The 21,909-nt window shown below is 53.3% G+C and carries 21 protein-coding genes; 14 read left to right on the top strand and 7 right to left on the bottom strand.

Annotated elements, in window-relative coordinates; genetic code table 11:
* Window positions 1–79: 79 nt before the first annotated feature.
* The gene (locus CWE14_RS10180) at window positions 80–2,425 is read right to left on the bottom strand and encodes a TonB-dependent receptor domain-containing protein (RefSeq protein ID WP_126799283.1); all 2,346 of its coding nucleotides are present in this window, start codon (window positions 2,423–2,425) and stop codon (window positions 80–82) included.
* 120 nt (window positions 2,426–2,545) lie between these two features.
* On the opposite strand from CWE14_RS10180, the gene CWE14_RS14800 reads away from it, so the two are divergent.
* The 4 genes from CWE14_RS14800 to CWE14_RS10165 are packed head-to-tail and all read left to right on the top strand — an operon-like array spanning window position 2,546 to window position 5,975.
* Window positions 2,546–3,172 (top strand): PepSY-associated TM helix domain-containing protein, encoded by a 627-nt coding sequence (locus CWE14_RS14800; protein ID WP_241972384.1) that lies wholly within the window; start codon window positions 2,546–2,548, stop codon window positions 3,170–3,172.
* A gap of 24 nt (window positions 3,173–3,196) precedes the next feature.
* A complete protein-coding gene (locus CWE14_RS14795) occupies window positions 3,197–3,727 on the top strand; it encodes a DUF2271 domain-containing protein (RefSeq protein ID WP_241972378.1) in 531 nt (176 codons plus the stop codon).
* Between the two features lie 34 nt (window positions 3,728–3,761).
* Entirely contained in the window at window positions 3,762–4,604 is an 843-nt protein-coding gene (locus CWE14_RS10170) for a DUF4198 domain-containing protein (RefSeq protein WP_126799282.1), read from the top strand.
* Between the two features lie 3 nt (window positions 4,605–4,607).
* Window positions 4,608–5,975 carry an NADPH cytochrome P450 oxidoreductase family protein gene (locus tag CWE14_RS10165; protein WP_126799281.1) on the top strand — a complete coding sequence of 456 codons (1,368 nt, stop codon included), beginning with the start codon at window positions 4,608–4,610 and terminating at the stop codon, window positions 5,973–5,975.
* Here the strand turns inward: CWE14_RS10165 and CWE14_RS10160 are convergent.
* A complete protein-coding gene (locus tag CWE14_RS10160; RefSeq protein WP_126799280.1) occupies window positions 5,972–6,463 on the bottom strand; it encodes a DUF4199 domain-containing protein in 492 nt (163 codons plus the stop codon). The two genes, CWE14_RS10165 and CWE14_RS10160, sit on opposite strands and share 4 nt — an antisense overlap.
* Window positions 6,464–6,625: 162 nt before the next feature.
* Here CWE14_RS10160 and CWE14_RS10155 point away from each other — a divergent pair, with 162 nt between their 5' ends.
* Together CWE14_RS10155 and CWE14_RS10150 are read left to right on the top strand one after the other, a co-directional pair.
* A complete protein-coding gene (locus CWE14_RS10155) occupies window positions 6,626–7,912 on the top strand; it encodes an anti-phage deoxyguanosine triphosphatase (RefSeq protein WP_198676582.1) in 1,287 nt (428 codons plus the stop codon).
* Between the two features lie 81 nt (window positions 7,913–7,993).
* Window positions 7,994–8,578: an LPP20 family lipoprotein gene (locus CWE14_RS10150; RefSeq protein WP_126799278.1), complete on the top strand. Its 585-nt coding sequence runs from the start codon at window positions 7,994–7,996 to the stop codon at window positions 8,576–8,578.
* 80 nt (window positions 8,579–8,658) lie between these two features.
* On the opposite strand, the gene CWE14_RS10145 is transcribed toward CWE14_RS10150, so the two are convergent.
* Window positions 8,659–8,979, bottom strand: a complete 321-nt coding sequence (locus CWE14_RS10145) for a DUF3634 family protein (RefSeq protein ID WP_126799277.1) — start codon at window positions 8,977–8,979, stop codon at window positions 8,659–8,661.
* Window positions 8,980–9,172: 193 nt separating this feature from the next.
* Between CWE14_RS10145 and CWE14_RS10140 the strand changes: the two genes are divergently transcribed.
* The 8 genes from CWE14_RS10140 to CWE14_RS10105 are packed head-to-tail and all read left to right on the top strand — an operon-like array spanning window position 9,173 to window position 16,641.
* Window positions 9,173–11,683: a putative monovalent cation/H+ antiporter subunit A gene (locus CWE14_RS10140; protein ID WP_126799276.1), complete on the top strand. Its 2,511-nt coding sequence runs from the start codon at window positions 9,173–9,175 to the stop codon at window positions 11,681–11,683.
* Window positions 11,680–12,111: a Na+/H+ antiporter subunit B gene (locus tag CWE14_RS10135; RefSeq protein ID WP_126799275.1), complete on the top strand. Its 432-nt coding sequence runs from the start codon at window positions 11,680–11,682 to the stop codon at window positions 12,109–12,111. The genes CWE14_RS10140 and CWE14_RS10135 overlap by 4 nt, the downstream gene beginning before the upstream one ends.
* 13 nt (window positions 12,112–12,124) lie before the next feature.
* Window positions 12,125–12,472, top strand: coding sequence for a Na+/H+ antiporter subunit C (locus CWE14_RS10130; protein WP_126799274.1), 348 nt, complete (start codon window positions 12,125–12,127; stop codon window positions 12,470–12,472).
* Window positions 12,469–13,977: a Na+/H+ antiporter subunit D gene (locus tag CWE14_RS10125; protein WP_126799273.1), complete on the top strand. Its 1,509-nt coding sequence runs from the start codon at window positions 12,469–12,471 to the stop codon at window positions 13,975–13,977. The genes CWE14_RS10130 and CWE14_RS10125 overlap by 4 nt, the downstream gene beginning before the upstream one ends.
* Entirely contained in the window at window positions 13,974–14,447 is a 474-nt protein-coding gene (locus CWE14_RS10120) for a Na+/H+ antiporter subunit E (RefSeq protein WP_126799272.1), read from the top strand. Before CWE14_RS10125 ends, CWE14_RS10120 begins: the two co-directional genes overlap by 4 nt.
* A 20-nt stretch (window positions 14,448–14,467) precedes the next feature.
* Window positions 14,468–14,737 (top strand): MrpF/PhaF family protein, encoded by a 270-nt coding sequence (locus CWE14_RS10115; protein WP_126789553.1) that lies wholly within the window; start codon window positions 14,468–14,470, stop codon window positions 14,735–14,737.
* Window positions 14,730–15,158: a monovalent cation/H(+) antiporter subunit G gene (mnhG, locus tag CWE14_RS10110; protein WP_126799271.1), complete on the top strand. Its 429-nt coding sequence runs from the start codon at window positions 14,730–14,732 to the stop codon at window positions 15,156–15,158. Before CWE14_RS10115 ends, mnhG begins: the two co-directional genes overlap by 8 nt.
* Before the next feature lie 10 nt (window positions 15,159–15,168).
* Window positions 15,169–16,641 carry a protein adenylyltransferase SelO gene (locus CWE14_RS10105; RefSeq protein WP_126799270.1) on the top strand — a complete coding sequence of 491 codons (1,473 nt, stop codon included), beginning with the start codon at window positions 15,169–15,171 and terminating at the stop codon, window positions 16,639–16,641.
* Window positions 16,642–16,654: 13 nt separating this feature from the next.
* Here the strand turns inward: CWE14_RS10105 and CWE14_RS10100 are convergent, their stop codons facing one another.
* The 4 genes from CWE14_RS10100 to CWE14_RS14785 all read right to left on the bottom strand — a co-directional run bounded on the left by CWE14_RS10100 (window position 16,655) and on the right by CWE14_RS14785 (window position 21,839).
* Window positions 16,655–18,700, bottom strand: coding sequence for a putative bifunctional diguanylate cyclase/phosphodiesterase (locus CWE14_RS10100; RefSeq protein ID WP_126799269.1), 2,046 nt, complete (start codon window positions 18,698–18,700; stop codon window positions 16,655–16,657).
* A 35-nt stretch (window positions 18,701–18,735) separates the two neighbouring features.
* Window positions 18,736–20,781, bottom strand: a complete 2,046-nt coding sequence (locus CWE14_RS10095; protein ID WP_126799268.1) for a tetratricopeptide repeat-containing diguanylate cyclase — start codon at window positions 20,779–20,781, stop codon at window positions 18,736–18,738.
* A 221-nt stretch (window positions 20,782–21,002) separates the two neighbouring features.
* Entirely contained in the window at window positions 21,003–21,518 is a 516-nt protein-coding gene (locus CWE14_RS14790) for a hypothetical protein (protein WP_241972377.1), read from the bottom strand.
* A gap of 48 nt (window positions 21,519–21,566) precedes the next feature.
* Complete coding sequence (locus CWE14_RS14785; RefSeq protein ID WP_241972376.1) at window positions 21,567–21,839, bottom strand: hypothetical protein; 273 nt, start codon at window positions 21,837–21,839, stop codon at window positions 21,567–21,569.
* Window positions 21,840–21,909 lie beyond the last annotated feature (70 nt).

Genomic DNA, 21,909 nt, shown 5'->3' with positions numbered 1-21,909 from the left:
GCTGCACTGCATGGCCGGACGCTTTTTTACCATCAGATAGACTCAGTCTACCTGCATTCCCAGAACAGGAAAAGACTGATTAAAACTGGTAGTTCGCAGACACCCAAAGGCTGCGGGCACGCTGGGTTGTGTTGTAATCCGGCGCGCAGCTGTACTCCAGTTCATTCTCAGCCAGCAGACAGCTGCGGCTGGAAAGATCATTGTCGAGCAGGTTATTAATTCGCGCATTGAAGCGCAGGTTGTCGTTAACCCGGTACTGAGCGCTCAAATGGAACAGCTCATACGCTTTGTAATAAAGTTTCTGTGTCTCCGGCCCCTGAGGCCCACTGACATTGGCCGTTCCACGGAAACGTTCACCGCGCACTTCAGCCTGCAATGCAAGGCTTAGCTTGTCAGTTGCCTGCCAGCGCAGATTGGTATTGAACATGTGCTCCGGGGTATTCACTAACGGTAAACCGGCGTCGGCGCCACTGCGCACTTCACTGTCGGTAAAGGTGTAGTTGGCACGCAATGACACCGCTGGAGTGAAGTGGTAACGCCCCGCCACCTCGATGCCCTGGGTAACTGCCTGATCAACATTCTGGCTTTGCGAAAAGGCGGTGTATCCGAGGTCTGCCCAGCCTTCTCCGATATCCACGCAACGCTGACCGCTGGCCGCCACTTCACAATTGGGCAGGTTATCCTGACGGATGATCTTGTCGTCGAAATCATTGTAGAAAACCGTGACGTTGGCGTTCAGGTTATCGCCATTGTCGTAGTACGCTGCCATCTCATAATTCACGCTGGTCTCTGGTTGCAAGTCCGGCGAGCCCACCATCGGGTGCACACCCTGGCCACCGAAGCCGACAATGCCCGGGAACAGCTGGTTTGGCTGAGGCGTTTTATAGCCGGTGCTTACCCCACCTTTCAGCGTCCAGTCCGCACCATAGCGATGAGTCAGATAGACCCGCGGGCTGATCTGGTCACCGAAAACCTGGTGATCGTCGTAACGCAGGCCATAGGTCAGGGTCAAATCCTGGTTCAGATCCCAGTTGTCTTCACCAAATACAGCCCATTGCCGGTGGCGCTGAACAACTCCGTCAGCAAAATCGTCACCGTACATGCCAAATACACCGTCTTCCATGTCGGCATCAAAATACTGCGCACCGACGACGAAGAAATGGCTGCCGACACTGCTTTCTAATTTACTGTCTATGATCAGATTATCAATTTGCAGCGTTCGCATCGGCCGCGGCAGAAAGCTTGCTTCAAGCTCGGCACGAATATCGTCGGTTAACTCCGGGCGGTCAAGGCCCTGGTCTGTCACCGCCTGGTCCCAGAGCGTTTGTACCTGTGCTCGTTCACCCAGCGTCAACGGCAACGAACGACCATAGTTGGCACTGCGGCTGCGGGTTATCTGGGTGGTACTGGTACCGAAATCCCAACGTCCGGTATGCGACAGCACAAGCTGCTCTCGCTCAACCCGTTGCCAGGGTGTGTAACCAACGCGCGGTTGCACAATACCACCTGTTGCACGCCATAAGCTCTCTGGCTGATCAAGGGTACCAACCTGGCCTAAACGGTTGTCGTAGCGCTGATTAGCCTGATCATAGGCAACCACAACATCGTGATCCTGGTGGGGGGTAAATGTCAGATTTAACCCGGAATTGTATAGTTTAGCCCCAACAATTTTACGGTCGCCAAAGCTACCGCTGTCTTCCCATATACTGCCGTCGGGTAGCGGCAACGCTTCCTGATAGGTCGGTTCACTATCGCCACGGGTAAACAGGCTGCCATACACACTCATCGACAGCCGGTTCGGGATCAGAGGCCCGGTCAGGTAAACTTCGAGATTACTGTCGTCGCCATACTGCGAATCCGTCTGCGTGGTCGCGCCGGCGGTCGCGCTACCGTGCCAGCTGTCCATATTCTTACGCGTAATAATATTGACCACCCCACCAATCGCATCCGCACCATAGAGCGTCGACATCGGCCCGCGGACCACCTCAATGCGTTCAATCGCTTCAATCGGGGGCATGTACATGAACTGGCTGTTACCGAAGTTATTCGGTCCAATGTTGCCAATATCACTTTGCCGACGGCCGTCAATCAGGATCAGGGTGTAATCCGCCGGCAGGCCACGCATCGTGATACTAATATTGCCGTTTTTATCCTGTCCGGCGCCCACATCAACCCCTTCCAGGTCACGTAACGCGTCTGCTAAACCAGCGTAGGGCCGGTTCTGCAGCTCTTCGCGGCTGATAACGCTGACGCTGGCGGGTGCATCTGTCAGCTTCTGTTCAAAACCGGAGGCGGTGACCACCATCACTTCCATCCGCGCCAGTTCTTCTTCGGTCATTGCCGCGGCAGAGGCCTCAGCACCAACTGCACCCGCCAGTAGGGCGCTCATGACACCGGATAAAGCAAACATGGGAAGGACTTTCATTAATGTGCTCCTGCAACTTTTTTATGAGAGAGAATAAAAATATGTTGCGAATGATAATGGTTATCATTAAACTTGCAAGCACTTTTTGATAACAGTTCTCATTTAGGTTTATTTAGTGTGATGACGATTCGCCCGACACATAAACGCTTCTCATTGGGGAGCCTTCGCCAGTGGCATTGGGTCAGCTCGGCGGTCTGCCTGGCGGCATTACTACTCTTTGCGGTCACCGGCTTTACCCTTAACCATGCTGGCTCAATTGAAGCAACGCCTCGTACCACCAGTGTCGAAATACAACTAAATGAAACACAACTGACCGCCCTGCAGGAGAGCCTCAACGCTGAAAAGGTAACGGCAGAGCTGAATGCGATTATCAGACAACTAACCTCGTTGCGCCTGAGCGCAGGGCAACAGGCGGATATCGAATGGTATGAAGATGAGCTTTACCTGAGCTTGCCGCGCCCCGGGGGCGACGCCTGGCTGAGTCTTGAAATGTACAGTGAACAACTGGTTTACGAACAGACCTCGCGTGGCTTGATAGCCTACTTGAACGATCTCCATAAAGGGCGCCATACCGGCGTCGCCTGGTCGTGGTTTATTGACCTGGTGGCCTTGTTCTGTGTCATTTTCGCGCTAACCGGTTTATGGCTGCTGCTACGTCAGCAGCGTACCCGTCGTGCTACCTGGCCGCTCACCACTTTGGGAGTACTTGTCCCCGTTGTTCTTTTACTACTTACCAACCACAGCTGAAAATGCCATATACAAGGAGTCCTTATGCGTTCAGTCACAATCTTTGCCGTAATCTTTGCCGTGTTTAACAGCGTAGTCCTGCTGATGAGCCCTGCCGCGCAAGCGGATACAAACCTGACTGTCGAAGTTGAGATTCCCCGTCTCAGTGTCGCCGAATATCACCGTCCTTATATAGCAATCTGGGTCAGTGACCCTCACCAGCAACGGGTGAGCGACATCGAAGTCTGGTACGACACCGCCATGGCCAATCAGGAAGGTCATAAATGGCTGCCTGATTTACGCCAGTGGTGGCGCCGCTCCGGTCGTCAGCTCGATTTACCGGTCGACGGTGTCAGTGGCGCTACCCGGGCACCAGGCAACCACTCAATCAGCGTCCGCGAGTCCGCTTTGCAGGCATTAGAGCGCGGTGACTACATCCTTCATATTGAAGCGGCCCGCGAAGTCGGTGGTCGCGAACACCTGCGTTTACCCTTTAGCTGGCCTGCTAACGCAGGGCTTCTTCAGGAGCAACAAGGAGAGCATGAGTTAGGTCGTGTGCGCCTGCATGCTCATTAAACGCCTATCTACTTTTACTAACGGAGTGATCACTATGAAAATTAATACCTCAGTATTCAAGCACGGCTTGCTGGCCGCGGCGGTCTGCGCCAGCGTCATCAGTGCCCCGGCGTTCGCCCACCGTGCCTGGCTGCTACCGCAAAGCACCGTCCTGGCAGGCGACGAACCCATGGTCACCATCGACGGTGCCATTTCGAACTCTATTTTCATTGCGGACTATCATGCGCTACGCAGCGATGGCCTTGAAGCGCACAATAATCAGGGTGAGCAGGTTGAACTGCAAAACCTGCACACGGGGCGCTTTCGCACCAGTTTTGATCTGACACTGGCAGAGCCTGGTACCTATCGTATTGCCTCTGCATCGCGGGGCATGACTGCCCGCTGGCAGAACAGCGACGGTTCGCGCGGCATGTTCCCTGGCCGCGGTCAGCCACACAATGATGCAGCACTTAGTGACGCGGTTCCGGACGACGCTGAGAATGTTCAGATCGGCTTAATGTCACGCCGTATCGAAACCTTCGTCACCGCTGGTGCGCCGACCCAGCAGACCATCGCAGCGACGGGTGAAGGCCTGGAAATGGTCTTTCACACCCATCCTAATGACTTGTTCAACGGCGAAACGGCGCAGTTCCAGCTAATGATCGACGGCGAGCCTGCATCTGCTGCAGAAGTGATTTTGATCAAAGATGGTGCGCGTTACCGCAACCAGCAAGGGGAAACGGAATTTACCACAGACAGTGAGGGCCGCTTTGAAGTGCAATGGACCGAGCCTGGTATGTACTGGCTTGAAGCCAGCTATCAGGACGAGAGTGCGCCAGCACCGGCTACCAGCCGTCGCGGTAGCTATGCGGTAACCCTGGAAGTGTTACCGGAGTAAACTATGGAAATCGCCTACGCCAGCGCGCTGACGGTGATTTGGACCCTGGCCAGCCTGTGGTGGCTGCGCCAGCGTCCTGCACTTGCCGGGGCCTCAGAGCAGCACGACATTGTTCTGGTGTATGCCAGCCAAAGCGGTACCGCCCGGCGTCTGGCTGAACGCTATCTGCAACAATTTAACGCCGCCCGTGAGCTCAATACGACTGTTCATTCCCCTGCGGCTCGTTTGTATGCGCTTGACGAGATTAGCCCGCAGACACTTGCCGGATGCAAAGTCGCGCTTTTTGTGGTGAGTACCTTTGGCGACGGCGTCGCACCGGATCATGCAACGGCATTTGTTCGTGATCACTTAGGTCGCCATCCGTTGAACGCATCGGCGACCGGCAACAGCTGGCCTGAACTGAGCCAGCTCCGTTATGCTGTACTGGCATTGGGTGATCGCCACTACGCCAACTTTTGCGCCTTTGGCCACTGCCTGGACCAGGCATTGCAACACGCCGGCGCCACTCGCTTGTGGCCCGTCATCGAAGTCGATCGGCAGGCGTCAAGCGCATTGCAACAGTGGCAGCAGCAGTTGCAACATCAGTTTCAGCTGGTCGAAAACCAGACTACAACAGCGCTGTCCTGTCGGTTACTGCACCGCGAAGAACTAAACCCACAAAGCCCTAACCCCAGCCTTTACCTGGTTCGGATGAGTGCGCTTGGTCCCGCACCGCTACGCTTCGAGCCTGGGGATATTGCTCAGGTGCAACTGCCCAATGGCGAACAACGTAGCTACAGTGTCGCCAACTATGACAGCCAGGGGTCAGGCCAACTTGAACTTATTATTCGTCAGGTCACCCGCACGGATGGGACTCCGGGGGTTGGCTCCCACTGGCTGACGGAGCGCGTGGACGGCGGTAGCGAGATCCTCATCCGCATCCAGTCAGGCCTTGCACTAACCAGGCTTAGCGTCCACACCCCTGTGATCATGATAGGCGCTGGCAGCGGCCTGGCAGGCGTTCGCGCGCTGCTACAATATCGCCAACAGGCCGGTGTGCAGGGCGACTGGCTAATTACTGGTGAGCGCGACGCGCGATTTGACCTGCCGCTATGGCAGCAATGGCAGCATGCCTGTGATGACGGTACTTTAGGTCATTGGGACGCCTGCTTTTCGCGCAGTCCTGAACAGCCTTTCTCCTACGTCCAGGATGCACTTATGGCACACCCGCAACGCCTCCGTGATTTGCTGATGCGCGGCGCCTGCATTTATGTTTGCGGCAGTGCTGCTGGTCTCGGCGAGTCAGTGGATGCTTGTCTGCATAGCCTGTTAGGCCCGGCGGTCGTCACCATCCTGCAGACTCAACAGCGTTATCTGCGCGATATTTATTAATCAGGTCGACGACTGCGCACGAAAAAGGCCACCAAAGCAGAGGTAATAACACCCATCAGTAGCGCGCCAATAGTGGCCTGAATGATATAGCTACTGAGGTCAAAATACTGACCTGCTTCCGCCGGCGTCATCTTCCCGCTTTGCACGGCATGGGTTGCCGCATTGGTAAAAAAGTGAGGGCTAATCAGGCGATGAATAATCCATTGCAGCAGCGGGCTTAACACAGCGACCAGCACGCTGATGCGTAGCCCACAGTGGAAACCCTGTTGCCAGCTCATCTCACCGCTGTATGCCCGGTCTCGCTTCTCGCGCAGTGCCAGAATATAAATGGCCACAGCGACAATAGCGAACAAACTGGTGTACAACGGGTGTTGTGCAACATGAACAGAGTGCAGACCAACCATTCGCTCGGCGAACATCCATAGCAGGAGTGCACTGGCAAAAATGCCGGTCCACTTTAGTTCGATATAGTATTTATGCCACCACATGATTGTGCCTCAAATGTTATTATTCTGTTTGGACTATACCAAAGTTGAGTGAAAAGTAACGGATGAAAACGGGCTAATGACGCCCATTGTTGATTGCCCACCACTGCGCCCTTCGGTAGCATGAGCGCACTAACTGATGAAGCAGGAAATAGCATGACTGATCTGAGTAATCCCGTGTGGCAAGATAGACGCTCAGGCCCGAATAAGCAGCGCAGCGGTGACATGCGCACCGCCTGGCAGCGGGACCGTGCCCGCGTCCTCCACTCTGCCGCCTTTCGTCGCTTGCAGTCCAAGACTCAGATTATGAATGTAGGCGAAAATGACTTTTACCGGACCCGCCTTACCCATTCACTGGAAGCCGCGCAGATTGGTTCGTCATTGATCAACCACGTGCGCCACCAGGGCAATGAGTTCGAGCGGGCTCTGCTGCCGGACGAGAACCTGATGGAAGCCCTTTGCCTGGCTCACGATATTGGCCATCCGCCTTTTGGTCACGGGGGCGAAACCGCGCTGAACTTCAAAATGCTGCGTTCCGGCGGATTTGAAGGCAATGGTCAGACATTTCGGATCGTGGCGCGACTGGAAGCGTACCATGAGCAATATGGTATGGACTTAACCCGACGCACCCTGCTCGGGCTGTTGAAATACCCAGTGGTAATGCCGGAGCTGCCATTGCCTGCGGATGAAAACAATCCGGGAGCACTCGGAAAATGGAAGCCAGCGAAAGCAATTTTTGCAGAGGATGGAGATATTCTCGACTGGGTGCTTGCACCGCTGAATCAGAATGACCGTGCCGTGTTTCAACAAACCCAGACTCTTGAAGCAAGCCCGTGGCAACGATCATTGCACAAGTCGTTTGATGCATCGATGATGGAGCTGGCCGATGACATTGCCTATGGCGTCCATGATCTGGAGGACGCCGTGGTAACCGGCACACTGAACCAGCATCAGTGGCAGACTCATATGGATTCGTTGATCGAAGCGCTGCACCCCGGTTTACGGGCGTTGCTACGCGAACTTGAAACTCAGCTATTTTCAACCAGCCACCATCAGCGCAAGAATGCTATCGGCGCGCTGGTCAATATATTCGTCACCTGTGTGCGGGTCGAAGACGTCCTGCCGCAAGCTGAGGAGCCGCTGTTACGCTACAACGTGACCTTGCCTGCAGCAGAACGCCAGCTATTGGATGCATTAAAGGGCGTGGTCTTCGAATGCGTTATTAATCAGCCTGACATCCAGCAATTACGCTACCGCAGCCAGAATATGCTGTTAAACCTGTTTACCGCGTTTCACACCGAGCCAACCCGGTTGCTACCGCGAAATACCCGCGCCCGTTGGCAGGAGGCATTTAATCAGGCAGGGCAAAGCGCCGCAGACCGGGTGCTCTGCGACTATATCGCCGGGATGACGGACGACTATGCCGAACGGATGCACCGAAACCTTTTTTAAATCAATCGACTGAACTGGTAGACGGATCTTTACAAAAAACTTAAGCTAACCACTTACTCGTCACTTGAGCGGTAGATAATTATGTTAAAAAAGACCTTACTCGCGTTGCCAGCTGTTGCCTTACTGATCGGTTGTAGCAGCTCTCCTGATAGTCAGCTTTCTTACGAAAACTGCATGTTCCCCGATGCTCCCCGCACCAGCGCTCCGGACTGGGTTTGTTATGCACCGGTTGAAGGTATCTGGATCCAGGGCGTTGGTTATTCACCGCGCTTAGGCTCTGGCATGGGCGTCATGACCGATGCCGCCGCCGCAGAAGCGCGGGCGCAAATTGCCGCGAACTTCAGCACCCACGTCAACAGTCGCCTGCAATCGCTGGTCGATGAACAGACCGTTAACGGGCGTAACCTGTCCACGGCAAATATTGAGCGTGTACAGCGAACCGTTACCTCGATGCAGCTGACCTATACCCGTATTTATCATACTGTGCAGACGCCAACTGGCGGGGTGTACGTTCTGGTCGGACTAAATGAAAAAGGCTATGAAGAAAACGTTCAGCGGCTGTTAGCAGAAGCAGAAATGACTGATGACACTGAGCTTTATCAGGAGTTTCTGATGGAAAAAGCGAATCAAGAGCTTGATGCAGCCCAGGCAAGTATGACGCCTTAAAGGACCTGCGGGGACCACACGTGGTCCCCGTCATGTTTTACACCACTCGGGTCACTGCGACCGGGCGGTGGCAAGGCGCGTTAGCGAAATTTCTTAAATGCGGAGCAGGCAGAACGATAGTTCTCATGCGGGAAAATATTAGTCAGTGCCTGGCGCTGTTGCTCGCTAAAGTCACCTTCGAATTTAAGCACCATATAATTGTGTTCCGGCTCGACTTTGACCTTACCATTCGCCCCTTTTAGCAAACGTTCTGCCTCACCCTGAAAGGCCGGGCTAAAGGAGCCTTTAACTACTTTACACTGGTCTCCTTTGATTGCCAGCACGGCAATTGCGTTGGACCCGAACAACAGGAAATATAAGGCTACCAGTACTACAACAACTGCAATCGTCCAACCAACCATACGTACAACTACCTTTCTTCTGAACACATAGAAATGTAAAACCGGGGCGTATTATACACGTTTTAGGGTGCTATTTCCGGGGTCAGTATCTTTAGATATCCTTTACCCGGAATTTTTTTCTGTGGTAACTTAATAACATTACGCGATTGAACCTTTAGTTTTCATTCGAAATTGAGCTTTAACAGGATTCACAATGCAATTAGCTGTATTGGTTATTTTCCTAGCCGCCGCCTTAACGCCGTGGCTATACAACAGGCTGCACGGCCAGTCGGCTAACGTGCTGGCATTAGTTCCAGCCGCCCTGACCATCTGGTTTGCCATGCATATTCCGGCGGTGGCAGGCGGTGAAGTGATCGTCCATAAGATGCAATGGGTTCCTGGTCTTGGCATCAGCTTTGACATGGTGCTCGATGGTCTCTCGTTGCTGTTTGCCTTACTTATCTGCGGTATCGGTACCTTTATCGTGCTCTACGCAGGGGCTTACCTGAAAGGCCATGAAAACCTCAATCGCTTTCTGGTAATACTGCTCGCATTCATGGCCTCGATGCTGGGTCTGGTGCTCGCGGACAACCTGGTTACCCTGTTTGTCTTCTGGGAACTCACCAGTGTTACTTCGTACATGTTAATCGGCTTCAACCACCAAAGCGCTGAAGCGCGCAAGGCCGCTTTACAGGGCTTGATCGTGACCGCGGGCGGTGGCCTGGTGCTGCTTGCCGGCCTGGTTATGCTGGGCAGCGCGGGCGGCAGTTACTCGCTACAGGAGATATTCAACAGCTCCCGGATTCTTACTGAGCATCCGCTGTATGTGGGCATGATGGTGTGTCTATTCATCGGCGCGTTTACCAAATCAGCTCAATTCCCGTTTCATTTCTGGTTACCCAATGCGATGGCAGCGCCGACACCTGTTAGCGCTTACTTACACTCAGCGACCATGGTTAAAGCGGGCATTTATCTATTAGCCCGTTTACAGCCAGAGCTCGGTGGCACTGAACTCTGGATAACGGTACTCACCAGCGTGGGTGCCTTCACCATGTTAACCGGGGCATTTCTGGCCCTGCGCAACACTGACCTTAAAAAACTGCTGGCTTACTCTACGCTGATGGCGCTGGGTACCCTGACGCTCCTGCTCGGTATCGGCACTGAACTGGCGATGATCGGGTTTGCTGCCTACCTGCTAGCGCATTCGCTCTACAAGGGCGCTCTGTTTATGCTTGCCGGCATTATTGACCACGAAGCGGGCAGCCGCGATGTACGCGAGTTAGGCGGCTTACGTAAAAAGCTCCCAGTGACTGCCGTATGCACCCTTATTGCAGCATTGTCGCTGGCCGGTATTCCACCTCTGTTCGGCTTTGTGGCCAAAGAACTGCTGCTGGAATCCTTACTCGATAACATGTTCAGCTATGTGATTCTGGGGATGGTTATCTTGGCCTCTATTTTCATTGTCTGTGTGGCGGCACTGGTTGCTATCCGACCTTTCTTCGGTGCCTTCAAAGCGGCTAAAGACGAAGACAAAGTGCACGAAGCCCCCTCCGGCATGCTGGCCGGACCCGTTGTACTGGTCATTCTGACTGTGCTGGCGGGCTTATTGCCTGGCCTGGCTGGCGACTATTTTACTCTGCCAGCGACCTTTTCGGTTGCGGGGCATGAGATCGAAGGCTATTTGTCACTGTGGCACGGGATCAATATGGCGTTGATGATTTCTATTGTCAGCGTTCTCCTCGGCCTGCTGTTATTTAAAAACTGGGACTCGGTGTACAGCGTGCTACGCAAACTCGACCCGGTAATCCGCAGAGGTCCTGAAGCTGGATACTTTAAATTTATGGATGGCCTGGTGGCTACCGCTGAGTGGCAGACCCGCGTGTTGCAAAACGGGTCGATGCGCAACTACCTGCGCACGATTATCCTCACCTTAGTGTTGCTGACCGGTTATACCTTGCTCAGTCGTTATCAGCTGCACTGGAATTTCGGGGTTGATTTTACCTTTTATGAGCTAGCCGCTGTGGTCTTGCTAGTGGCCGCTGCTGCGGGTGCCTGCCTGACCAGCTCACGGATGGGAGCTGTCGCCTACATGGGCGCGTTCGGTTTCTTCGTAGCCATGATCTTCATTCTGTTCAGTGCACCGGACCTGGGTATCACCCAGATCCTGGTGGAAACCCTGAGCGTTATTTTATTGGTGCTGGTATTGTTCCGCTTACCATCCTTTTCCAACATCTCGTCGCCAATGGACCGCGCCAGCGATGCCTTTGTGGCCTTGCTCACCGGCGCGTTAATGACCTGCCTAATCATGGTCACCATTAACGTTCAGTTGTTCGAACCGATTTCCGGTTACATGATAGAGAATAGTGTGCCGCTTGCTCACGGACGGAATATCGTTAACGTCATTCTGGTCGATTACCGTGCACTGGATACCTTAGGCGAAATTTTCGTCCTCGCACTGGCGGCGATGGGCGTCTACGCGATGATTAAATTCAAGCCATCAACAGCTCCCGGCTCAAACCATCACGCCGGCACTCTGATCCTGCCGTCGAAACGCATACCGGAAAGAGACATTGTTCATTCCTGGCAGGAAATCCATCAACGGATGCTGGAAGAACAAAATATTGTCGATGCGCGGCCAGAAGATGACGAGGACAGCACTGAGCAAAGTTCGATCAACGAACCTCAGGGTAGTGATAGCGAAACCAAGGGAGAGCCGAAGTCATGATGAAACCTGGTACCCTTATTCTGCATGTGGCCGCCCGCTACCTGGTGCCACTGCAGCTGATTTTATCGGTATTCCTGTTACTCCGCGGACACGACGAACCAGGCGGCGGCTTTATTGCCGGGCTGGTCGCTTCTGGCGCATTCGCGCTGTACTTATTTACCTTCGGAGCCACCGTCACCCGGGACCTTTTACGGGTTGATCCACGTAACCTGATCGGCGTCGGTTTGTGCCTTGGCATGGTCTCAATTTTTCCTGCCCTGCTAAATGGCGAGCCATTGCTGACCGCGCAGTGGTGGAATATCCCGTTACCTGGTGACTCCTACATGAAAATGTCGACTCCGCTGATTTTTGACATTGGCGTTTACTTCACTGTCTTTGGTTCAGTCATGCTGATGTTAATCGCACTGACTGAAACAGAAGAGCATTAACCAAGGAGAGAGAATGGAACCCATACTGGCTATTGCCGTTGGCCTGCTCTATGCCGCTGCCATTTATATGATGCTGCGGCGCAGTATCGTTAAACTGGTTATCGGTTTAATGCTGCTTTCGAACGCAGCAAACCTGCTGATCTTTACCTCTGCAGGTGTAACCCGAGGTGCACCACCACTAATTCCCGAGGGTGCTGCGCTGCCCGACGGCGTTGTGGCTGATCCCTTACCCCAGGCGTTAATTCTGACAGCGATTGTAATCGCTTTCGGTGTGCTTGCTTTTGCCGTTGTACTGATTCACCGCGCCTACGCCATTCTGCACACTGACAACCTTGACCAAATGAAGGATACCGATACGTGAGTTTAGAAGTTGCTTTACCCATCGTCATCCCGCTTCTGACCGGTGCTTTATGCGTCCTCTTCTGGCGCAGCAATATCATGCAGCGTATCCTTTCTGTGGTGGGCAGTATTGCGCTGCTGGCAGTTAGTATCTGGCTACTTACGAGTGTCTATGACCAGGGCCATGTGGTGATGCACATGGGGAACTGGATGGCACCATTTGGCATTACTCTGGTCGCCGACATGCTCAGTGCGATCATGGTCCTGCTGACCGGCATGATGGCCCTGGCAATTGCCATTTACTCACTGGCATCAGCCTCAACGACCCACGAAAAATTTGGTTATTACCCTCTGATGCACCTGCTGCTTGCCGGGGTCGCGGGCTCGTTTCTGACCGGGGATATTTTTAATCTATATGTCTGGTTCGAAGTCATGCTGGTCGCCTCCTTTGCCCTGCTGGTGCTGGGTGGTGAGCGTGCGCAAATGGAAGGGGCGGTTAAATACGTTACCCTTAACCTGCTTTCGTCCGCTATTTTCCTGAGCGCAGTTGGCTTGCTGTACGGTGTGGTCGGCACGCTCAATATGGCCGATATTGCGGTTAAGCTCGGCGAGGTGGAAAACACCGGGCTGGTCGATGTTATCGCGGTGATGTTCCTGGTCGCTTTCGGGATCAAAGCAGCAGCCTTCCCGCTCTTCTTCTGGCTCCCTGCGTCGTACCACACCGGTCCGGTCGCTGTGTCAGCGCTGTTTGCCGGCCTGCTGACTAAAGTGGGTGTGTACGCCTTATTCCGCGTGTTCACTCTGATATTTAATAACGCTCCCGAGTTTACCCACGAGCTGTTGCTGTGGATAGCAGCCGGAACCATGTTAACCGGTGTCCTCGGCGCTGCGGCTCAATTTGAATTCCGCCGCATACTGTCGTTCCATATTGTCAGTCAGATTGGCTATATGCTGCTGGGCCTGGCTCTGTATACGCCACTCGCGCTGATTGGCGGTGTTTTCTACATCATGCACCACATTATCGTGAAGACGAACCTGTTCCTGATTAGCGGTATTGCCCATCGTTTGTTAGGCACCTATGACCTGAAGAAATTAGGCGGGCTCTACAAATCAAAACCAATCCTTAGCCTGCTGTTCCTGATCCCCGCTCTGTCACTAGCTGGGATTCCGCCACTGTCAGGCTTCTTTGCCAAGTTCATCGTGATCCGCGCAGGTATTGAAGCCGAGGCCTGGGTAGTCACCGGCATCGCCTTGCTGGTAGGCCTGCTGACGCTGTACTCGATGATAAAAATCTGGGCAGAAGCGTTCTGGAAAAAATTGCCTGACGGTACCGATGGCGCATCACTGGAACGCGGCCGCACCTCGGGGTCGCTGATGCTAATGTATGCACCTGTGGTGGCACTGGCGGCCTGCACCCTGTTGATCGGTTTAAATGGCCAGCCTATCTATGACATGGCAGAGTTCTCAGCACGTCAATTGATGGACCCATCCCAGTACATTAACGCTGTTCTAGGAGGTCGCCCATGATCGCATTTATCTGGAATCTGCTACTGGCATTAATGTGGGTAATCCTGACCGGGAACATCGGTGGTGTTAACCTGCTGTTCGGTTTCTTAATTGGTTATCTGGTGCTGGGCGTGATGCAACGCCAGGTTCCGGTACTCCGGGGCTACACCAAGCGGCTGCCGAAGCTGTTCTTCTTCACCATTTATTTCATCAAAGAACTTATCCAGGCGAATCTGACCGTGGCGTTCGATATTATTACCCCGGTCTGGTACATGAAACCCGGGGTTATTGCCTTCCCGCTGGACGCTAAAACGGAAGTTGAAGTGACCATGGTCGCCAATTTCATCTCGCTGACACCGGGTACACTAAGCCTTGATGTGTCCGATGACCGCCGTGTGCTTTACATTCACGCCATGTTCCTCGATGACGAAGAAGAGCTGCGCAAAAGTATAAAAAATCTAGAACGCCGGGTCCTTAAAATCCTGCGTTAGTTCAGATCCCGGGAGGTTCTGTGGAAACTGTTACCACTATTACATTTGCCATTCTAATGCTGGCACTGGTAATTACATTTATCCGTCTGTTAATAGGGCCGACGTTACCGGACCGGGTGGTCGCACTTGAGCTGATCCCCTCTATTTTGGTCTCGATAATCGGTGTGTATGCTATATTTCATGACAGCTCGAGCTTCATTGATGTTTCAATTGTAGTGGCCTTAGTGTCATTTCTGGCAGCCATTGGCTTTGCCCGTTTTCTGGAGCGTGGAGGTCCGCGCAATGACTGATGTAATCATTTCCATTTTTATGCTTTCCAGCGCCTTGTTTGTGCTACTCGCAGCCATTGGCATCCTGCGCCTGCCAGATCTCTACACGCGCATGCACGCCTCAACAAAAGCTGGTGCACTGGGCATTATGCTGATGATGGTCGCGGTTGCATTGCACTTCTTATCGTTGGTGGTGCTGGCTAAAGCTCTGGCTATTGTGCTCTTTATATTTATGACAGCACCGGTTGCAGCGCATGCCATTGGCCGTGCAGGCTATTTTGTGGGCGTACCAGTCTGGGCCAAAACCGTCAAAGACGAACTGTACGACAATTACGACCCGGATACCCACCGTCTGCGCAGTGGGCTGGAAACTGAGGAAGAGCTTGAGAAAATGCCGATTAAGGCAAAGCCACGTATCCGTTTGAATACCAAAAAGAAATAGAGCAATGACGATGACCTTTAAGACGACCCACAGTTACCTGCAACTGCCCGAGTCGTGCTTTCAGGTCTGTCAGCCCACTCCTGTCGCTGACGCGCAATGGATAGCCTTTAATCAGCCGCTCGCCGCCTCGCTTGCTTTACCCGAAACCTATTGGCTCACCGACGAAGGTCTTGACCTCTTTAGCGGTAATAAGCTACCAGAGTGGGCCCAGCCCGTTTCCCAGGCGTATGCAGGGCACCAGTTTGGTCATTTTGTGCCGCAGCTGGGTGATGGCCGGGCACTGCTGCTCGCTGAGTTCAGTGACGAAGACGGTCAGCGCTTTGACGTTCAGTTAAAAGGGTCGGGCCCTACACCTTATTCACGCGGTGGCGACGGTCGTTCACCCCTTGGTCCCGTACTACGTGAGTACTTACTTAGCGAATACATGGCTCGGATTGGTGTGCCAACAACCCGCGCACTAGCTGCTGTGGCAACCGGCGAATCGGTGCAACGCGAAACCGCCGAGCCTGGTGCCATTTTAACCCGGGTTGCCAGTTCACATCTGCGGGTCGGTAGTTTTCAGTTTCTTCTCGCTAAAGGGGATCTCGACGGACTTGAGCGTTTGGCTGATTATACCGTGCAACGTCATTACCCTCAGCTTCAGCAAATTGACGATGACGGCCAGCGCTACCTGGCCTTGCTCGATGCTATCATTGAAAAACAGGCCCAACTGGTCACGCACTGGATGAGCATCGGCTTTATTCATGGTGTTATGAACACTGATAACACCAGCCTCAGTGGCGAAACCATTGATTATGGGCCCTGCGCCTTTATCGACGAATATCGCGCCGATCAGGTATTTAGTTTTATCGATAAACGAGGGCGCTACGCCTATAACCAACAGCCTGCCATCCTGCACTGGAATATGGCCCGCCTAGCGGAATGTTTGCTGCCGTTAATTGATAACCACAAAGAGACTGCGCTACAACTGGCAACCGATCTGATCAATGCCATTCCCCAACGCATCAGCGCTGCCTGGCTTGAGCGGATGGGAACCAAACTTGGCCTCAATGCAGTGCGGGCGGAAGACAAATCCTTAATTGAGCGTTTGCTACAGAGCTTTGAACAAGGTCAGGTCGATTTCACGCTGGGTTTTTATCAGCTTGCCGATGAGCTGAACAAGCAGACAACGCCAGCTGCCCTTTACGCTGGCTGCACTGACTTCAGTGCCTGGCGAGACGACTGGCAGCAGCGACTTAGCCACAGCGGACAGCCTCTAAGCGAAGCAGAAAGCACAATGCGCACCTGCAACGTCAGACGTATTCCGCGCAATCATCAGATCCAGGCTGTGATTGAAGCCGCTTATACAGACGGTGACCTGCGTCCGTTCAATGCATTGCATGCTGCGCTGCAGGACCCTTTTGCAACAGCCCCTGAATTCGATCAGTTTGACCAGCCACCAGCCGATCCCCAGCGGGTGACAAATACCTTCTGTGGAACCTGAAACAGGCCCGGCTTTAGCGCCCGAGCCAGCGGGTAGCGAACTCATCCAGCGGCATCGGCTTGTTGTACAGATAGCCCTGTCCAAGACCACAGCCATAACTTAATAACAGTGTGGCTTCCTGCTCACGTTCAACGCCCTCAGCAAGTACTTTCATGCCAAGCTCCTGGACCATATGAATGGTCGCCTTAACGATGGTCTGGCTGCGCTCATCCGCATCGATATTGCGAATAAAACTCTGATCGATTTTAACCTTATTGGCCGCAAACTGCTTCAGATAGGCAAGCGAGGAATACCCCGTACCAAAGTCATCAATCGCCAATGCAATGCCACATTGGCGAAGCCGTTCAGCCACGCTCAATGCCTGCGCCGGGTTGTGCATCAAGCCGGATTCGGTAATTTCCAGCTCCAATGCACTGACATCGATCTGATGACGTCGCATGCAAGCCTGCAACCAGTCGACGAAGTCATCCTGCTCAAATAAAGGCATCGACACATTGACCGACAGCGGCCCCGGCAAAGCAAGCGCTTGCTCATGCCATAAAGCAAGCTGCTTGCAGCTTTGTTCAATGACAAAACGATCGAGGATGGCGATCAGCCCACGTTCTTCAGCAACCGGAATGAAATCACCGGGCGAAATGCGGCCGATCAGTTCGTCATGCCAGCGCAACAGTATTTCAGCCCCAGTCAGCCGCCCTGACCTCAGGTCAACCTGCGGCTGGGCGTGCAACTGCAGGCCCTCACCGGTCGTCAGCGCGTCCTGCAAGCGACCAGCAATGACTACTTCGCGCTCTATCCTCTCACTCATGTGACGCTCGTAGAGCACCACCGCTTCTGTTGTCGCCTTTGCCTGATACATCGCAATATCCGCATGGCGCAATAAATCTGTCGAACTGCTGCCATGGCGGGGATACAGCGAAACACCCACGCTGGCGCTGATATCGAAACGGCCCTCTTTCATCCGCACACCGTAACGCAAGGTGCCAAGCAAGCGTCGCACCAGGGCATGAATAAAATCCGTGCCCGACTCCGCTATCAGCAACACGAATTCGTCGCCGCCAAGACGGGCTAGTATATCTTCGTCCCTGACTTCGCTGGCAAAGCGGCGCGCCACTTCTAACAACACCTGGTCGCCAACAACATGGCCCTGGGCATCGTTAATTTCCTTAAAACGATTAAGGTCAATGAAGAGCAACGCAAAGCTTTGCTGGTGACGTTTCGCATGCGAAATACGGCGGTTTAACTGGTCGAGGAAGTAGCGCCTGTTCGGCAAATCAGTAAGCGGATCAAAGTAAGCCAGGCGTTCAATGCTATCCTGCGCCCGACGCATCTCGGTAATATCTTCTTTTACCGCCATATAGCGGTAGATATGGCCATCCTGGTCACGCACCGGGGAAATCGTAACAGTTTCGATGAATTCTGACTCATCACGTCGTCGGTTGATTAACTCGCCGCGCCAGCTCTTGCCTTGCTGCAGAAGGGCGCGCATCTGTTGATACACTTCCGGTGAGGTTTTGCCGGACTGGATCAGTCTGGGTGTCTGACCGATGATCTCGTCCCGCTGGTAACCGGTATTATCGACAAAGGCATCGTTGACGTAGAGAATGCGTGCGCTGAGGTCGGTAACCATCACGCTGTTTGAGCTTTGATTGATAGCCTGCACCAACAGGGCGTTGCTTTGTTCCTCGTTACGCAGTTCGTTAAACGACCGCTGCAGCTTATCCTGCATTTGCTGCAGGGCGCGGAAAATGGCACCTACTTCGCCCTGATCATGACGTGTTGGTAACTGAGTGTGAAAGTCGCCCCGAGCAAGGGCACGAGCAAAGTCACCGATGCGGGACATAAAACTGCGGAAGTAACGTACCGTAGACAAAGTAAAGAAGAGCGCCAGAGCGATAATCAGAATTGTCAGCAGAATAAGGCGCTCATTATGCTCACTACCACGGGCAATCAGCGGCAGCAAACTGAGGCCTATCAGCGCAATCATCAACAGGGTGTATAACCATAACCAGCGCGAAAACGCCATCCGGTAACTGAGCAGGTTTTCAACCCAAGACTTCACAGATATCCCCCTGTTCGTGTTACCCGTATGCTGAGCTAGCCAGTTCGCTGTGCTCCTACAACCTGAATTAATTCCACCCAGTCGTTGTCAATTGCTTTGCTGATATCCGAATACAGCGCGGCTTCTACCTCAGCGTGTTGCTGAGTGGTAATGCCAATGACCCCATTCACCTGGTTGCGACCATGTGACTTGCCATAGTAGAGCAGTAAGTCCGCGATCTGCAAGGCATGTTCCCATTCCAGTTCAGTTCCCTGATGACCGGCCAAAGGCAGCGTAATCAGGCCCGCTGTGGCGGTGACCTCCGTCTCCTGGTCCTGCAGTTGAACTGGCTTACCAGCAACCGCCTGAAGCAGGCGGCGGGAAAACTCGGGTAGCGCTTCAACACTGGTGTTACGCAGGAAGATTAGAAATTCCTCTCCGCCCCAGCGTACCACCAGGTCACTGTCGCGGCATACGCTACGCAGCCGTGATGCTAACTCAGATAATACCAGGTCACCAGCGGCATGACCCTGACGGTCATTAATTTGCTTAAAGAAATCGATATCGATCAGAAAAAGCGCGTCTTTTTCACCTGGCAAACGACTATGCTGCGCCATGAACTCCTGCAATGAACGACGGTTAAATAAGCCGGTTAGCGGGTCCCGCGTCGACTTCACCTGCAATTCACGGTTGGCCTGATTCAGTTTTGCATTAGCCCGTTGCGTTGAACGGTATGCCAGCCACAAGGTCAGCGCCGCCAATACCACCACGATAACGCCTAACACCACAATTCGCTGGTGTAGCCGCTGATTTTCTAACTCCCCCTGTTGCAGCTCACTGCGCTGGCGCAACATTTCAATGCGTCGGTTCTGCTGTTCCGTTTCAAACCGCAGATGCAACTCACTAATAACCCGGTCCCGTTCACTACGAAATATTTCTTCACGCAATTGGCGTTGTTCAATCAGAGTCTGCGCCTGGCGCTGATAGGCTCCTGCCATCTCATAAGCTTCAGCAAGATACGAAAGCCAGTCCGCTACTTCTGCGCGGCGCCCGCTACTGCGGAAATTCTCCAACGCCGCTTCCATCGTTGCCAGACCCTGTTCGGCACGACCTTCGGCGACCTCAATGTAGCCAAGATTAAAACGCATCACCTCGGCATCGCTTTCCCGGTTGAGCGTTTTACTCAGGGCGACCCCCTCGTTCAGCACCGCTTTGGCTTCATCATACCGCTCAAGCATGATCAAGATTGAACCAGCGTTGTTACGGCCGATTAAACGGGCACGACCATCATCCAGTCGCTCTGCCCACTCGGTGGCCTGCGTGTAACTTTCCAGCGCTTGCTGGCTAGGCCCTTCCTGCCCCTGGACAAAGCCCTGTACCAGGTACAGATCAGGCAGGCGCGTATAAATCTCTACGTCTTTAGCATAGGCAATGGCATCCGAAGCAATCTCCAAAGCCGTCTCGTCATTGCGCAATTCTGCATGTAAACGGGCCATATTGAGGTTTATAAAAATACGCCGGCGGCGGTTAAGAGGAGTGTCTTCACGACCAACTTCATCGTGGGATTTCACAAAATACTGCAGGGCTTCATCGTACTGTGAGTTCTGCTTCAGGATCCGTGCAATTAAATGAAAGCCAAAGAAGCGTAAACGCGGATTCGTCACGCGTTCTACCTCAGTCTGCAATTGTGGGATTCGCGTCATTGCAGCACTCATGTCATTCACTTCAAGCAGTAAGTGACTTTCACTGGCCAGCACTTCAAAGCGAGCATCCTCAGAGCCCTGCTCATCAGTGATGGTTTCTAATTCTGTGAGGATAGCGAATGCCTGATCCATATCACCGTCGCGCAGCCCAGCTTGAAAAGCCTGATAGGCTTTGGCTCGCACGTAGCTGTCTAACGGGGTTTGTGCCGGGTCCAAGCTGTCCAGAATGGCATTGAATGCATCCCGATCTGGCGGGTAAAAACCGACCTCTATAATGGCATCTAATTGTGCCTCAAGCTCGGAGTCTGTCCCACTCTCAAACGCCTGTGCCAGACCAAGCGAGCACAGGTAGAGACAGGTTATATAACTCCAGGAGCGCAGAGTAGTCCATGACAGCATATTATTGTATTCGTTATTATCATGTTAATAGCTGCTAGAGTAATCTATAAGGTGGGGCTGAACAATCCTTGTGCAGCGGTTTGTGAAAATATCAGGACAAGAAACCGACGCCCGAAGGCGCCGGTTTCTGATTAAAAAATTAAAGCCAGTAGAATGATCAAAGGTATAGGCACACCCAACAGCCAAAGTAACAAAAATTTCATTTTGGTTTCTCCTCGTCGTTAGTCAATCACTGTTAACACTGCATCGCGCTGACGTCCGCCCATGGTGGCGCAGAATGCGGCAAAAAATGCCCCTGCCAGGAGTGCAATAAACAGCCAGATTGCGGTCCAGGCTGCAGCCTCCCGCGCTTCATCGACTGCCTCTAAAGCTTGTTCATAGGCGCTCTGTGCCTGCTCGATCAAATCCTCAACACGCTGCTCTGCCTGTCGTTGATTCAGTCGGCTCTGCTCACTTATCAGCGCAGCAAGGTAGCTTTGATCGGCACCTTCCATCTCGCCCTCGCGCAATGCGCGCCATAGAATAGTGGTTACTTCCTCAACCCGTGATTCATCAACTGTCGCATCGGGTTCGTTCTCATTACGCAACAAACGCTGGGCGAAATAGCCTTGTTCATCACGCATACTCTCAAGGGACGGTGCCGCTGCTCCAATTGCTTCGGAACCCGCTTTCAGACCGCCAAACATGACCGCTGATGCGGAGCCACCCATAAAAATGACGGCTACTACAGTCGCCACGGACCAGGTCACCAGACCATGCGCCGTATCGCGAAAATAGACCTCATCCTAATGGGTGTCCGGCCACTTCACGCGCAGACGCCCGGCCAGATATCCGCCCAAACCGGCAGCCGCCAGCTGAATAATGATCAACCAGACAATGCTGCCGACACCAATAGTGGCGGCGCTGGCACCTTCACCTGACCAGGGTGAAACACTAATAAGGCCAAAACCAAAGCCAAGTAACATAAGAATAAAGGAAAGCGCCGCAGCTGCCGCTGCACCTGCAAAAATGGCGCCCCAGGATACTGCTGTGGTGGTATTAGATGATATTGTTGGCATAGCATGTTCCTTTGTTAACCGTGGTGATCCGCCGTCGATCGGTGAGAAACTCAACAACATAAGCATAGAC

It is taken from the genome of Aliidiomarina soli (assembly GCF_003986975.1).
Lineage (GTDB): Bacteria > Pseudomonadota > Gammaproteobacteria > Enterobacterales > Alteromonadaceae > Aliidiomarina > Aliidiomarina soli.
This window is presented reverse-complemented; position numbering and strand designations above follow the sequence as displayed.

Excerpts from the sequence above, each read along its gene's own strand:
- CWE14_RS10180 (WP_126799283.1), bottom strand. The coding sequence starts at position 2,425 with ATGAAAGTCCTTCCCATGTTTGCTTTATCCGGTGTCATGAGCGCCCTA.
- CWE14_RS14800 (WP_241972384.1), top strand. The coding sequence starts at position 2,546 with ATGACGATTCGCCCGACACATAAACGCTTCTCATTGGGGAGCCTTCGC.
- CWE14_RS14795 (WP_241972378.1), top strand. The coding sequence starts at position 3,197 with ATGCGTTCAGTCACAATCTTTGCCGTAATCTTTGCCGTGTTTAACAGC.
- CWE14_RS10170 (WP_126799282.1), top strand. The coding sequence starts at position 3,762 with ATGAAAATTAATACCTCAGTATTCAAGCACGGCTTGCTGGCCGCGGCG.
- CWE14_RS10165 (WP_126799281.1), top strand. The coding sequence starts at position 4,608 with ATGGAAATCGCCTACGCCAGCGCGCTGACGGTGATTTGGACCCTGGCC.
- CWE14_RS10160 (WP_126799280.1), bottom strand. The coding sequence starts at position 6,463 with ATGTGGTGGCATAAATACTATATCGAACTAAAGTGGACCGGCATTTTT.
- CWE14_RS10150 (WP_126799278.1), top strand. The coding sequence starts at position 7,994 with ATGTTAAAAAAGACCTTACTCGCGTTGCCAGCTGTTGCCTTACTGATC.
- CWE14_RS10145 (WP_126799277.1), bottom strand. The coding sequence starts at position 8,979 with ATGGTTGGTTGGACGATTGCAGTTGTTGTAGTACTGGTAGCCTTATAT.
- CWE14_RS10140 (WP_126799276.1), top strand. The coding sequence starts at position 9,173 with ATGCAATTAGCTGTATTGGTTATTTTCCTAGCCGCCGCCTTAACGCCG.
- CWE14_RS10135 (WP_126799275.1), top strand. The coding sequence starts at position 11,680 with ATGATGAAACCTGGTACCCTTATTCTGCATGTGGCCGCCCGCTACCTG.
- CWE14_RS10130 (WP_126799274.1), top strand. The coding sequence starts at position 12,125 with ATGGAACCCATACTGGCTATTGCCGTTGGCCTGCTCTATGCCGCTGCC.
- CWE14_RS10120 (WP_126799272.1), top strand. The coding sequence starts at position 13,974 with ATGATCGCATTTATCTGGAATCTGCTACTGGCATTAATGTGGGTAATC.
- mnhG (WP_126799271.1), top strand. The coding sequence starts at position 14,730 with ATGACTGATGTAATCATTTCCATTTTTATGCTTTCCAGCGCCTTGTTT.
- CWE14_RS10105 (WP_126799270.1), top strand. The coding sequence starts at position 15,169 with ATGACCTTTAAGACGACCCACAGTTACCTGCAACTGCCCGAGTCGTGC.
- CWE14_RS10095 (WP_126799268.1), bottom strand. The coding sequence starts at position 20,781 with ATGCTGTCATGGACTACTCTGCGCTCCTGGAGTTATATAACCTGTCTC.
- CWE14_RS14785 (WP_241972376.1), bottom strand. The coding sequence starts at position 21,839 with ATGCCAACAATATCATCTAATACCACCACAGCAGTATCCTGGGGCGCC.